The sequence below is a fragment of the Bacillus sp. ChL18 genome, assembly GCF_026241425.1.
Taxonomy (GTDB): domain Bacteria; phylum Bacillota; class Bacilli; order Bacillales; family Bacillaceae; genus Bacillus; species Bacillus velezensis.
This window is the reverse complement of the sequence record NZ_JAPHWE010000001.1, coordinates 1929529-1943442: the sequence shown is the minus strand read 5'-3', so window position 1 is coordinate 1943442 and position 13914 is coordinate 1929529. Positions and strand designations below refer to the sequence as shown.

Annotated in this window: 13 protein-coding genes; 11 read left to right on the top strand and 2 right to left on the bottom strand. The window is 44.6% G+C overall.

What is annotated here, in order from left to right; all coding sequences use genetic code 11:
• Positions 1–317 precede the first annotated feature (317 nt).
• The 8 genes from OQ477_RS09590 (at position 318) to spx (ending at position 8478) form a co-directional block, all read left to right on the top strand.
• Entirely contained in the window at positions 318–1952 is a 1635-nt protein-coding gene (locus tag OQ477_RS09590; RefSeq protein ID WP_061581909.1) for a peptide ABC transporter substrate-binding protein, read from the top strand.
• A 106-nt stretch (positions 1953–2058) separates the two neighbouring features.
• Positions 2059–2994 (top strand): ABC transporter permease, encoded by a 936-nt coding sequence (locus OQ477_RS09585; protein ID WP_014417417.1) that lies wholly within the window; start codon positions 2059–2061, stop codon positions 2992–2994.
• Between the two features lie 3 nt (positions 2995–2997).
• Positions 2998–3915 (top strand): oligopeptide ABC transporter permease OppC, encoded by a 918-nt coding sequence (gene oppC / locus OQ477_RS09580; RefSeq protein WP_007409113.1) that lies wholly within the window; start codon positions 2998–3000, stop codon positions 3913–3915.
• A 12-nt stretch (positions 3916–3927) separates the two neighbouring features.
• Positions 3928–5004 (top strand): ABC transporter ATP-binding protein, encoded by a 1077-nt coding sequence (locus OQ477_RS09575; protein WP_265972216.1) that lies wholly within the window; start codon positions 3928–3930, stop codon positions 5002–5004.
• On the top strand, positions 4997–5914 hold the full coding sequence (gene oppF / locus OQ477_RS09570; RefSeq protein ID WP_265972214.1) for an oligopeptide ABC transporter ATP-binding protein OppF: 918 nt from the start codon (positions 4997–4999) through the stop codon (positions 5912–5914). Before OQ477_RS09575 ends, oppF begins: the two co-directional genes overlap by 8 nt.
• Before the next feature lie 106 nt (positions 5915–6020).
• Positions 6021–7208, top strand: coding sequence for a putative glycoside hydrolase (locus OQ477_RS09565; protein WP_265972212.1), 1188 nt, complete (start codon positions 6021–6023; stop codon positions 7206–7208).
• Between the two features lie 117 nt (positions 7209–7325).
• Positions 7326–7904, top strand: coding sequence for a GNAT family N-acetyltransferase (locus OQ477_RS09560; RefSeq protein ID WP_007409110.1), 579 nt, complete (start codon positions 7326–7328; stop codon positions 7902–7904).
• A gap of 178 nt (positions 7905–8082) precedes the next feature.
• Complete coding sequence (gene spx / locus OQ477_RS09555; protein WP_003155034.1) at positions 8083–8478, top strand: transcriptional regulator Spx; 396 nt, start codon at positions 8083–8085, stop codon at positions 8476–8478.
• Positions 8479–8534: 56 nt separating this feature from the next.
• On the opposite strand, the gene OQ477_RS09550 is transcribed toward spx, so the two are convergent.
• Positions 8535–9191 carry a TerC family protein gene (locus OQ477_RS09550; protein WP_265972211.1) on the bottom strand — a complete coding sequence of 219 codons (657 nt, stop codon included), beginning with the start codon at positions 9189–9191 and terminating at the stop codon, positions 8535–8537.
• Positions 9192–9466: 275 nt separating this feature from the next.
• On the opposite strand from OQ477_RS09550, the gene mecA reads away from it, so the two are divergent.
• The 3 genes from mecA (at position 9467) to pepF (ending at position 13491) form a co-directional block, all read left to right on the top strand.
• The gene (gene mecA / locus OQ477_RS09545) at positions 9467–10123 is read left to right on the top strand and encodes an adaptor protein MecA (protein WP_265972209.1); all 657 of its coding nucleotides are present in this window, start codon (positions 9467–9469) and stop codon (positions 10121–10123) included.
• A gap of 150 nt (positions 10124–10273) precedes the next feature.
• The gene (locus OQ477_RS09540) at positions 10274–11434 is read left to right on the top strand and encodes a competence protein CoiA family protein (RefSeq protein ID WP_265972207.1); all 1161 of its coding nucleotides are present in this window, start codon (positions 10274–10276) and stop codon (positions 11432–11434) included.
• A gap of 227 nt (positions 11435–11661) precedes the next feature.
• On the top strand, positions 11662–13491 hold the full coding sequence (gene pepF, locus OQ477_RS09535) for an oligoendopeptidase F (RefSeq protein ID WP_003155028.1): 1830 nt from the start codon (positions 11662–11664) through the stop codon (positions 13489–13491).
• Positions 13492–13528: 37 nt separating this feature from the next.
• On the opposite strand, the gene OQ477_RS09530 is transcribed toward pepF, so the two are convergent.
• Complete coding sequence (locus OQ477_RS09530; protein WP_003155026.1) at positions 13529–13696, bottom strand: hypothetical protein; 168 nt, start codon at positions 13694–13696, stop codon at positions 13529–13531.
• Between the last annotated feature and the right edge of the window lie 218 nt (positions 13697–13914).

The window sequence follows — 13914 nt, the reverse complement described above, 5'->3', positions numbered from 1 at the left end:
ATATGTAAAAAGCAATATGAACTGGAAATTGCAATAAAAAAATTTAGTTAGGTCATGCTTTAAACTATAGAAGTGTATCACCTTTTTGACAGAAAAACTGACCAAATTTAAATATTTTAAATTGAGAAAATAGTATTGCAATAAATTATTCATTTCATTATAATGAACTTGTTCACTCTATTGTTACAGCTTCTTTACATAAAATAATCAGAAAAGACGGAACACAATTAAAGTTTAGAAAAATATTAAGTTATTTTGTCTGATATTTCTGAGTATTTAGTAGTAAAGGCTGAAAAATTTGATTAGGGGGTTAGTGCATGAAAAAGCGTTGGTCTATTGTAGGTTTGATGCTTATCTTTTCGCTTGTATTAAGTGCGTGCGGCGGATTCAGCGGCGGATCAGGCGGCGGTAAAAAAGACACCAAAGGACAGACTTCACTTAATATCAATATTAAAACCGAGCCGTTCTCACTGCATCCGGGTTTAGCGAATGATTCCGTTTCAGGAGGCGTAATCCGACAGACTTTTGAAGGATTGACACGCGTAAACTCCAAAGGTGAGCCTGAAGAAGGAATGGCATCTAAAATTGAAACAAGCAAAGACGGAAAGACCTATACATTTACGATTCGTGACGGTGCGAAATGGTCTAACGGCGACCCTGTGACGGCGCAGGATTTTGAATACGCGTGGAAATGGGCGCTTGACCCGAACAACGAATCACAATACGCTTATCAGCTCTACTACATCAAAGGCGCTGAAGCTGCCAATACAGGAAAAGGCAAGATTGATGATGTAGGCGTAAAAGCCGTAAATGACAAAACATTAAAGGTTGAACTGAATAACCCGACACCTTATTTCACGCAATTAACTTCATTCTATACGTATATGCCGGTCAACAAGAAAATTGCGGAAAAACATAAAAACTGGAACACAAACGCGGGCGAAAATTATGTGTCAAACGGCCCGTTCAAAATGACGGCCTGGAAACACAGCGGTTCCATCACGCTCGAAAAGAACGATCAATATTGGGATAAAGACGCTGTGAAATTGAAGAAAATCAACATGGTGATGATTAACAATAACAACACCGAACTGAAAAAATTCCAGGCCGGTGAGCTTGACTGGGCAGGAATGCCGCTCGGCCAGCTTCCGACTGAATCTCTGCCGACATTGAAAAAAGACGGATCTCTTCACGTTGAACCGATCGCAGGCGTGTATTGGTACAAATTCAACACAGAAGCGAAACCGCTTAACAATGTCAACATCCGTAAAGCCCTTGCTTATGCGATCGACCGCTCGTCCATCGTGAAAAATGTAACGCAGGGCGAACAAATCCCGGCCATGGCTGCGGTGCCGCCGTCAATGAAGGGATTCAAGGATAACACAAAAGGTTATTTCAAAGACAATGACGTCAAATCAGCTAAAGAATTCTTAAATAAAGGACTGAAGGAATTAGGCGTCAAGAATGCCTCTGACCTTCCGGCGATCAAACTGTCCTACAATACGGATGACGCGCATGCGAAAATCGCGCAGGCCGTACAGGAAATGTGGAAAAAGAACTTGGGCGTCAAAGTTGAGCTTGATAACTCCGAATGGAATGTTTACATCGACAAGCTGCACAGCCAGAACTACCAAATCGCGCGTATGGGCTGGCTCGGCGATTTCAACGATCCGATCAACTTCCTTGAATTGTTCCGTGATAAAGAAGGCGGAAACAATGATACCGGATGGGAAGATCCTGAGTTTAAAAAGCTGCTGAACCAATCTCAGCTTGAAACGGATCCGGATAAACGTATCGAAGAGCTGAAAAAAGCAGAAAAGATCTTTATTGACGCAATGCCGGTCGCGCCAGTTTATTTCTATACGGATCCTTGGGTGCAGGATAAAAACCTCAAAAATGTGATCTTGACAGGAACAGGCGAAGTTTACTTCAGAAACGCTTCTTTTGAATAAAAGACGGTTCTGAAAACAAAAGGCCCAAGGTATATGGGGAGGATGTCCCCATATACCTTTCTTACTGATTACGTATAAAATTGTAAAAAACATGGAGGTGTTCACCTTGCTGAAATATATCGGTAAACGATTCATTTACATGATCATCACATTGTTTGTGATTGTGACCGCCACATTCTTCTTAATGCAGGCAGCGCCGGGCGGACCATTTTCCGGCGAAAGAAAGCTGCCGCCTGAAATTGAGGCAAACTTAAACGAACACTATGGCCTGGACAAGCCTCTTTTCGTTCAATATGCCAGCTACTTAAAATCTGTGGCGATGTGGGACTTCGGACCTTCTTTTAAATATAAAGGCCAAAGTGTTAATGATTTAATCAATTCAGGCTTCCCCGTCTCATTCACTCTCGGTGCAGAAGCTATTCTCCTCGCTTTAGCGTTCGGTGTGCTTTTCGGGGTGCTTGCTGCCCTGTACCATAATAAATGGCAGGATTATACCATTGCGATTTTAACGATCTTTGGGATCTCAGTTCCGAGCTTTATATTGGCGACGATTTTGCAATATATTTTCTCAATTAAATTAGAACTGTTCCCGGTCGCAGGGTGGGAATCCTGGGCATACACCTTTCTGCCCTCTATTGCGCTCGCTTCCATGCCGATGGCGTTCATTGCCAGACTCTCCCGTTCAAGCATGATTGAAGTGTTAAACAGCGATTACATACGGACTGCAAAAGCTAAAGGACTTTCCCGTCCGTCAGTCACCGTGCGCCATGCGCTTCGAAACGCGCTTTTGCCGGTCGTGACATATATGGGGCCGATGGCGGCATCCATTTTAACGGGAAGTTTCATCATTGAATCCATTTTCGGAATTCCCGGTTTAGGCGCGCATTTTGTAAACAGCATTACAAACCGTGATTATACGGTCATTATGGGAGTTACCGTGTTCTTCAGCGTGCTCCTGCTTTTATGCGTATTAATTGTAGACGTGCTGTACGGATTAATCGATCCGAGAATCAAGCTTTCCAAAGCAAAGAAAGGAGCCTAGACCATGCAGAACATTCCTAAAAATATGTTTGAACCAGCTTCAGCTAATGCCGGCGATGCCGAAAAAATAAATAAAAAAAGCCTTTCCCTCTGGAAAGACGCCATGCTCCGCTTCCGCAGCAATAAGCTTGCGATGGTCGGGTTCGTACTGATCGTTCTTATTATTCTGATGGCGATTTTTGCGCCTGTCTTTTCAAGGTATGATTATGCCACTACCAATCTATTAAATGCGGATAAAGCGCCGTCGAAAGATCATTGGTTCGGCACGGATGACCTTGGAAGGGATATATTCGTCCGGACATGGGTGGGCGCGCGGATTTCCATCTTTATCGGTGTCGCAGCTGCCGTGCTTGATTTATTAATCGGCGTAATCTGGGGCAGCATTTCCGGATTCCGCGGCGGACGCACAGATGAAGTGATGATGCGCATCGCCGACATTCTGTGGGCTGTTCCTTCATTATTAATGGTTATTTTGCTGATGGTTGTCCTGCCGAAAGGATTGCTGACCATTATCGTCGCCATGACGATCACGGGCTGGATCAATATGGCGAGGATCGTCCGCGGACAGGTGCTGCAATTAAAGAATCAGGAGTATGTGCTTGCTTCACAGACACTTGGCGCCAAAACCGGCCGGCTTTTGTTTAAGCATATCGTTCCGAACGCGATGGGCTCTATCCTCGTAACGATGACACTGACGGTTCCGACGGCGATTTTTACAGAAGCGTTTTTAAGTTATTTGGGCCTCGGCGTACCTGCGCCGCTTGCGAGCTGGGGAACGATGGCCTCAGACGGATTGCCTGCATTAACCTATTACCCTTGGCGCTTGTTCTTCCCTGCCGGCTTTATCTGCCTGGCGATGTTCGGCTTTAACGTTGTCGGCGACGGGTTAAGAGACGCGCTGGATCCTAAGTTACGCAAATAAGGAGTGATATGAGTGACACGCTTGCTAGAAGTAAAAGACTTAGCCATTTCATTTAAAACATACGGCGGAGAGGTACAGGCAATCCGCGGCGTGAATTTCCATTTGAATAAAGGAGAGACGCTTGCGATCGTGGGGGAGTCGGGTTCCGGAAAAAGTGTGACCTCCCAAGCGATTATGAAACTGATCCCGATGCCGCCGGGCTACTTTAAAAGAGGACAGATTCTTTTTGACGGACGCGATATCGTGCCGATGTCTGAAAAAGAAATGCAGGCTATCAGAGGAAAGGACATCGGAATGATTTTCCAAGATCCGATGACCTCTCTGAACCCGACGATGAGAGTCGGCAAACAAATTACGGAAGTGCTTTTCAAACATGAAAAAATCTCAAGTGAAGCGGCGAAAAAGCGCGCCATAGAGCTGCTTGATCTCGTCGGAATTCCGATGCCCGAAAAACGAATCGGCCAATTCCCCCATGAATTTTCAGGCGGGATGAGACAGCGTGTCGTCATCGCGATGGCGCTTGCGGCAAATCCGAAACTGTTAATTGCCGATGAACCGACAACGGCGCTTGATGTGACGATTCAGGCACAGATCCTTGAGCTGATGAAAGATCTGCAAAAGAAAATTGATACGTCTATCATTTTTATCACGCATGATCTCGGCGTTGTCGCCAATGTCGCCGACCGGGTCGCCGTCATGTACGCAGGTCAGGTCGTCGAATCGGGCACGGTGGATGAAATCTTTTATGATCCGCGCCATCCGTATACGTGGGGACTGCTTGCCTCAATGCCTAGCCTGGACAGCACCGATCAGGAAAAACTGACGGCCATCCCGGGCACACCGCCTGATCTGACGAATCCTCCGAAAGGGGATGCATTTGCGCTCCGCAGCTCATATGCGATGAAAATTGACTTTGAACAGGAACCGCCGATGTATAAAGTGTCTGATACGCATTTTGTGAAATCGTGGCTTCTGCATCCTGATGCGCCTAAGGTCGAGCCGCCTGAAGCGGTGAAGACTAAAATCCGTCAGCTTCCGAATACGTATCAGCATCCTGTTTTAATGAAGGAAGGTGAAAAAAATGACTGAGAAACTACTCGAAATCAAACATTTAAAACAGCATTTTTTCACGCAAAAAGGAACGGTAAAAGCCGTAGATGATTTGTCATTTGATATTTATAAAGGCGAAACGCTCGGCCTTGTCGGAGAATCGGGCTGCGGTAAATCAACGACGGGCCGCAGTATTATCCGGCTGTATGAGGCAACCGGCGGGGAAGTTCTCTTTAACGGGGAAAATGTCCACGGGAAAAAATCCCGCAAGAAACTGCTGGAGTTTAACCGGAAAATGCAGATGATTTTCCAGGATCCGTACGCATCTTTAAATCCGAGAATGACAGTCGCCGACATTATTGCCGAGGGAATAGATATTCACCGCCTGGCAAAAACGAAAAAAGAGCGGATGCAGCGGGTTCACGAACTGCTGGAAACGGTCGGTTTAAATAAAGAGCACGCCAACCGCTACCCGCATGAATTTTCGGGCGGACAGAGACAGCGTATCGGAATCGCCAGAGCGCTGGCGGTTGATCCGGAGTTTATCATCGCGGACGAACCGATTTCGGCGCTTGATGTCTCCATTCAGGCGCAAGTCGTCAATTTAATGAAAGAATTGCAGAAAGAAAAAGGGCTCACTTACCTGTTTATCGCCCATGATTTATCAATGGTCAAATACATCAGCGACCGCATCGGCGTCATGTATTTCGGAAAATTGGTGGAGCTTGCGCCGGCGGATGAGCTTTACGAAAACCCGCTTCACCCATACACGAAATCATTGCTGTCCGCTATCCCGCTCCCTGATCCGGACTATGAAAGAAATCGCACGCGAAAGAAATACGATCCGTCCATTCATCAGCTGCAAGACGGAGAAAAGATGGAATTCAGAGAAGTGAAACCGGGACACTTTGTCATGTGCAGTGAAGATGAATTTAAAACCTACCTATAAACCTATCATCCTCCAAGACTCAGTCTTGGAGGATTTTTTTGCGCACATTCAAGTTTATTAAGCCTGCTCCCGTTTTTCTATAATGGAAAAAAAGGGGGAGATCAGTATGAAAACCATTTTGTGCGCCATTTGTGCGGGACTGTTTATCAGTGCAGCCGCTTATCCGGCTCACGCCGCTGTGAAAGAGGAGCAGCCGCTTGTAAAAATAGCGCTGGCCGAAAAAGAACTGCCGAAATCAAATGCACGGTTCGCTTATCCGTCAGGGCTGCATTTTTCACATCCTGATAAGGTGCGGGGCATTTACGTCACAGGGCATTCAGCGGGAGGAAGCAAATTCGGGGAGCTGACAGACTTTGTGGACAAAACGGAACTCAATACAATGGTGATTGATGTCAAGGATGACAACGGAAACCTCACCTTTAAGCCGGACGGCCATTCTGAGTATGCCGAAATCGCCAAGCCGTACATCAAAGACTCAAAAAAGATGATGAAAAAGCTGGAGGAAAAAAAGATCTATCCGATTGCGCGTATTGTCGTATTTAAAGACAGCGAACTCGCGAACAAAAAGCCGGAGTGGTCCTTTAAAGAAAAAAACGGAAGTGTCTGGAAAAACGGCCGCGGCGAATCGTTCGTCAATCCGTTTATGAAAGAAGTATGGGATTACAATGTAAAGATTGCAAAACAAGCCGTAAAGATGGGTTTTCAAGAAATTCAGTTTGATTATGTCCGTTTTCCTGAAGGATTTGAAAAACGTGATGACGAACTGACATACGGTCACGGCGATTACGGAAAAACAGCAGACAGCAATGTGCAAAAACGCGTTCACGCCGTCACCGATTTTGTCGGTTATGCGAAGAAAAAACTCAAGCCGTACGGCGCGGATGTGTCGGTTGATATTTTCGGCTATTCAGCCACGCTGCCGGAAGCGCCTGGGATCGGCCAGAATTTCAGCAAAATTTCAGAACAGGTCGATGTCATTTCATCCATGATTTATCCGAGTCATTGGACAAGCTATTTCGGCATTGATAAACCGGATCTTGAGCCTTACAAAGTCGTCAAAGAATACGCGAAGGTGGAAAATAAAAAACTGTCTAAGCTGAAACACCCGCCTGTATCGCGTCCGTGGCTTCAGGACTTCACGGCATCATATCTCGGAAACGGAAATTATCAAAAGTACGGGAAACGCCAGGTGGAAGACCAGGTTAAGGCGCTGCATGACGAAGGAATTGACGAATTTTTATTGTGGGACGCGGCAAACCGCTATACCAAAAACGTCGATTACACACCATTTTAAAAAAATTGAAACCATGTTAAAGGATCACACGTCTTAATAGATGTAAGATTGTTTAAACAATCGGAAATGGGGTATATCTAAAAGTGTGAAGACAACGAACCCATAAGGAGCAAATGAATGAACTGGTACGAAAAGCTGAGTGAATATTTTCCGATTGAAGAAATGAAATCAAAAGCGCATATGGAAGCTCTGTTAAAGGAGCAAAGCGATGTTTATCATAAAGAAGAGGGGCAGTACCACGTGCTGATGTATGCGGAATTTGACTCTTTCATCTTTATTGATTACCTGTTTGTGTCAAAGAAATCCAGAGGACAAGGCCTCGGAAGCAAGCTGATCGGCAGGCTGAAAAAGAAAAACAAGCCGATTCTGCTTGAGGTGGAGCCTGTTGACGAGGATGACACGGATACACAGAAACGCTTGCGTTTTTATCAAAGAGAGCATTTCAAGCACGCGCAGTCAATCGGGTATCGGCGCCGGTCATTGGCTACGAATGAAGTGAACAAAATGGAGATTCTGTACTGGTCACCTAAGACGGAATCAGAAGAAGAAATGTTTGAAGCAATGAAACAGACATATGAAAACATTCACACTTATAAAGATGAAAAATGGTACGGAGAATCATACGAAAAAACGGATGAAGTTCTCAAAGTCATTGATGAGAAAAAACGAAAAAACATTTTCGATCAGCTGAGCTAATTGAGAATGGGGAAACATCCGCCAGCCGTAAATTTGCCGGATTGACACATTTTTTTCTCAGGAGACTGTTCACACTTACTTTTTTATAGTATAATACCTATAAAGATTCCTTTTTTAAAGTCATTTCAATTTGAGAATACAAACATGTTCATCCTACTAATTAGAGGAGTGAAGATTAATGGTTACATTATACACATCACCTAGCTGTACGTCATGCAGAAAAGCAAGAGCTTGGCTTGAAGAGCACGAGATTCCGTTTGTAGAGAGAAACATTTTCTCCGAGCCGTTATCAATTGATGAGATCAAGCAGATTCTGCGTATGACTGAAGACGGTACGGATGAAATTATCTCTACCCGTTCTAAAGTATTCCAGAAACTGAACGTAAATGTTGAATCTATGCCGCTTCAAGACTTATATACTTTAATCAATGAGCATCCGGGACTGCTCCGCCGTCCGATCATCATTGATGAAAAACGTCTGCAAGTCGGCTATAACGAAGATGAAATCAGACGATTCCTGCCAAGAAAAGTGCGTTCTTTCCAATTAAGAGAAGCACAGCGTCTTGCCAACTGATATAAGCTTACGATAAGCATGGAAAAAGCCCAAAACCATCGCGGTTTGGGCTTTTTTTATTTTTCAGTCTGCTGGTAAATCATACTGGCGAGGATAACAAATACGACGGTCAAAATCGGCAGCATCATTTGTATAATGCCGTGTTCAGCCATGAAAAATGACAGCTTGCTGTCTCTGGCAATCATTTCACCGCCGGTAAATGCGAGAAGACAGCTCCCGGCATACATCAATAAAGGCATTTTTTCCATGGCGGCATGAACGAGCTTGCTGCCCCAAATGATAATCGGCACCGAGATGAAGAGACCGATCACTACAAGTGTCAGCTCACCGTGAGAAGCGCCGGCTACTGCGATGACATTGTCAAGCGACATAAAGATATCAGCCAGAACAATTGTGCGGATGGCTTTCCAAAGAGAAGAACTGCTTTTCACATGCTGCGCATCTTTCTTCTCAATCAGAAGCTGATAGCCGAGATACAATAAAAATACCCCGCCTGCGCATTGCAAAAAAGGAACATTCAATAAATAGACCGCAGCGCTCGTCAGAACGATTCTCAAGACGACTGCGATAAATGTTCCGAAGATGATCGCTTGCTGTCTTTGTTTATGGGCCAGATTCCGGCTGGCCATCGCGATGACGACGGCATTGTCACCGCCGAGAATAAGGTCAATCCCGATAATAAGCAGAAGGGACAGCAGGTAATCGTGCGGCATGGGAACACCTCGCTTATAGATCGATTGCTTGTACAGCTAATATATGAAGCAGTGCGCTATTTATGATGGGAACCGGGAGAAAGCCTGTTTTTCGGTGTGAAAATGCTTTTTTATTTCTTTTATAACTGTTTTATCATAAAATAGAAATATAAAGAATTTGCGCTGTCTTCTATAAGGTTAAGATGTGGACGGAATGGGTAAAGTGTAGTAAAGTACTATTCATCGGGAGCTTAGATGTCCCTTCAACATCTTATAAAGAAGGGAAGGTTGGCAAAATGGAAATAGAAAGAATTAATGAGCATACTGTAAAATTTTATATGTCTTATGGTGATATTGAAGATCGCGGTTTTGACAGAGAAGAAATCTGGTACAATCGCGAGCGCAGTGAAGAACTGTTCTGGGAAGTCATGGATGAAGTGCATGATGAAGAGGAATTCGCTGTCGAGGGTCCTCTTTGGATTCAGGTTCAGGCATTGGACAAAGGACTGGAAATAATCGTAACAAAAGCCCAGCTTTCCAAGGACGGACAAAAACTCGAACTGCCGATCCCGGAAGATAAAAAACAAGAGCCGGCAGATGAAAATCTCGATGCTTTACTTGATGATTTCCAGAAAGAAGAGCAGGCCGAGAACCGGGAAGATAAGGAGCAAAAGCTTCAGTTCACTTTGCGGTTCGATGATTTTGAGGATCTCATCTCGCTATCAAAATTGAATCTTAACGGAATTAAAACGACCCTGTATTCGTTTGAAGACCGATATTATTTATATGCAGATTTTTATGAGCAAACTGATGAAGAGGTTGAAAATCAGCTAAGCATCCTGTTGGAGTACGCGCACGAATCATCAGTCAGCATTCACCGTCTTGAAGAATACGGCAAATTGGTGATCGCTGATCATGCGTTATATACAATAAAAAAACACTTTGCATCATAACAAACCGATTTCTCTCAGCAGAAATCGGTTTTTTTTGTTCTGAATGACAGGATGAACGGCTGAAAATCGTATAACGGCTCTCATCCGCAAACAGGATTATATCTTCTTCCTGCTGAATACAACAAGATTCAGGAAAGGAGAAGATGCAACATGTTCAGTGCTGTGACTGCCGACGGACGGCTCATTCAGCTGGCCGGAAGCTATTCAAAGGAAAAAGCGGCGGAGCTGAGAAAGAAACGCTGGTTCTGCCCCGTTTGCAAAAGTGAGCTTGATATCAAACTGGGACGGGAGAAACTGCCGCACTTCGCTCATAAAAAAAGCAGGCTGTGTCCCGGGGAATCCGAACCTGAAAGCGAATACCATCTGGAAGGAAAAAGGCAGCTTTTTCTCTGGCTGAAGACACAAGGGTGCAGCGTCAGCCTGGAACCGTATCTGACTTCCGCTGGACAGCGGCCTGACTTGACGGCAGAAAGCGGAGAAGAGAGGGTGGCTTTTGAATTTCAATGTGCGAACCTTTCGGCGGACTCTTTAAAGAGCCGGACGGCAGGCCTGAAAAACGCCGGGTACCGGCCGGTCTGGATCATCGGGGCAAAACGGTTAAAACGGATGGCCGCGCAATTTTTCCGGCTTTCTGCTTTTCACTGGCAGTTCTTTGAAGTCCATTCATTTTCCTCCTTACTGTTTTACTGCCCCGACGCCCGCTCCTTTTACAGGCTGCATTCCATCACTCCATTTTACACCGGCTATTCTTATGCCGGCTTAACCGCAATCCCTCTTCACAAAGCAAACCTGAAAGACATTTGTCATCCGGAAGGGCGGCACAGCGTCAGACTTCCCTCGTGGGGACGTGCCGTAGCCGGTTTCCGCAACAAAAGCGGGCGGTTTTTATCAGAAGATGCCGGTCTTATCCGGCGTCTTTTTTACGAAAGACATCAGGTTGCATTTCCATTTCTCCCATCTGAAGTGTTTATTCCCGTTTCAGCGGGCTTTGTGTTTGCAAGTCCCGTTTTTGTGTGGCAGGGCCATTTATACTTACGGCTTGCGGAACTTTCTAAAAAAGGCGCGCCGATCCGATTATCCGGCATGGTTCATGATTTACGGCAAAAAATCAGGCATAAGGAGATCCGGATGCGGTATGGTTCACAAGATAGCCTTATCAGAATGGCGGTAAAACAATATGCTGATTTCTTATGCTTGCAGGATTTTTTAAGGGAAATTGAGAATGAAGTATATATGCCCTCATCTCAACGGAAGCTCCCTCAAACGGCAGAAGAGCTGCGCCGGCGGGATCTGCTCTTTTTTGGGGAATGAGAATGCTTCATTTCGTTCACCCTAACGTCAAGGTGGTGGCGAATGTGAGGGGCGTACAAGCAGTTTGTTTTCGTTTTTTCACTGTATTATTGGTATGCTCGCTCTTATATGCCGCATATGATTTGACAAAAGGCAGTGAAAAGCCGGAAGATAATCACAACACAAGTTTTTGGAGAAACAATCGTTTTTTCAATTGGCTTGAAGTAAAGAAAACGAGGGGGATCACCATGACTGAGGAAAATAAAGCAGCACAGCTGCCTGACAGAAGTGAAGTAAAGGCAGAGCATACATGGAGACTAGAGGATATTTTTCCTAGTGATGAGGCCTGGAATAAAGAATTTCAAGCAGTTAAAGAATTAATCCCGAATTTATCTTCTTTTAAAGGCACGCTTGCTCATTCGGCTGATAATTTATACGCTGCGCTTACGGCACAGGATGAAGTGACGAACCGCCTTGGGAAACTTTATGCATACGCGCATATGCGCTCAGACCAGGATACGGGAAATTCTTTCTACCAAGGGCTGAACGATAAAGCCGCAAGCCTGTATTCTCAGGCTGCCAGCGCGACTGCTTACATTGAACCGGAAATTCTGGCGATTCAGGAGGACAAGCTGCACCAGTTTATTCTGGAAAAAGAGGAGCTTAAGCTTTACTCCCATGCAATTGAAGAAATTACAAAACAGCGTCCGCACGTGCTGAGCGAACAAGAAGAGGCCCTGCTTGCGGAAGCCTCTGAAGCGCTGTCGTCGCCTTCCAATACATTCAGCGTTTTAAATAACGCCGATATTACGTTTCCGTCGATTAAAGATGAAAACGGCAAGGAAACTCAAATCACACACGGCAACTTTATTAATTTCCTGGAAAGCAGCAATCGTGAAGTCCGCAAAAACGCATTTGAAGCTGTATATAAAACATACGGACAGTATAAAAACACGATGGCGACTACACTCAGCGGCACTGTGAAAAAAGATAATTTTTATGCCCGTGTGAAAAAATATAAATCAGCACGGGAAGCGGCTTTATCCAATAACAGCATCCCTGAAGAAGTTTACGATAACCTTATTAAAACGATCAATAAACATCTTCCGTTATTACACCGTTACATTGACCTGCGGAAAAAGGTGCTCGGCCTTGATGAAGTCCATATTTATGACCTTTACACACCCCTTGTAAAAGATTCGGGAATGAAGGTCACATATGAGGAAGCGAAAGATTATATGCTCAAAGGACTTGCTCCGCTGGGCGAGGAATACGCGTCTATTTTAAAAGAAGGACTTGAAAACCGCTGGGTCGATGTATACGAAAACAAAGGAAAACGCAGCGGTGCTTATTCGTCCGGTACATACGGCACGAATCCGTACATCTTGATGAACTGGCATGATAATGTTAATAATCTGTTTACGCTCGTTCACGAGTTCGGCCATTCCGTGCACAGCTACTATACGAGAAAATATCAGCCGTATCCGTACGGTAACTACAGCATTTTTGTCGCTGAAGTCGCTTCAACGACTAATGAAGCGCTGCTCGGTGAATATATGCTGAACAGCTTAAAGGATGAAAAACAGCGTCTGTACCTGCTCAACCACATGCTTGAAGGATTCAGAGGCACAGTGTTCAGACAGACGATGTTCGCTGAATTTGAGCATCTGATTCATACGAAAGCGCAGGAAGGCGAGCCGCTGACGCCTGAACTGCTGAACGAACTTTATTATGATCTGAATAAAAAGTATTTCGGTGACAACATGGTGATTGATAAAGAAATCAGTCTGGAATGGTCAAGAATTCCGCATTTCTATTACAATTATTATGTGTATCAATATGCGACAGGCTACAGTGCGGCCCAAGCGCTGAGCAGCCAGATCTTAAAAGAAGGCAAGCCTGCGGTGGAGCGCTATACCGAATTCTTAAAAGCGGGAAGCTCGGAATATCCGATCGACATACTGAAAAAAGCGGGAGTCGATATGACATCGCCTGAACCGATCGAGGCGGCCTGCAAAATGTTTGAAGAGAAACTGAATGAAATGGAAGAGCTTCTTTCGAAAGTGAACCCTTCGTAATTCAAAAAAGCCTGTGCATAAGATGCGCAGGCTTTTTCTAAAACCCTTTAAACGTTTTTCTATGGTTCAGCCGGTACAAGGCAAACAATATGGACAGAAACAGCAGGGGAGATGTAATGTAAATCGGCAGCATATGCATCATGGCCAGCAGGTTTAAAAAGAAGAAAAACACAATCATTCCGATGATCAATACGGTGCGGAGCATTGATTTCCCTCCTTGTTTTTCATTGATATATTCTATGAAAACAAGCAGTCAGTTATGTTTTGTGACAAAAATATGAACATTAATCTTATGGCTTGTCAAAACTCGACAAGATTTGATATGATAAGGATGTGAAATTGATCACAAACAAACATTACCCCTTTGTTTGACCGTGAAAAATTTCTCCCATCCCCTTTGTTGTCGTTAAGACATATGAAACC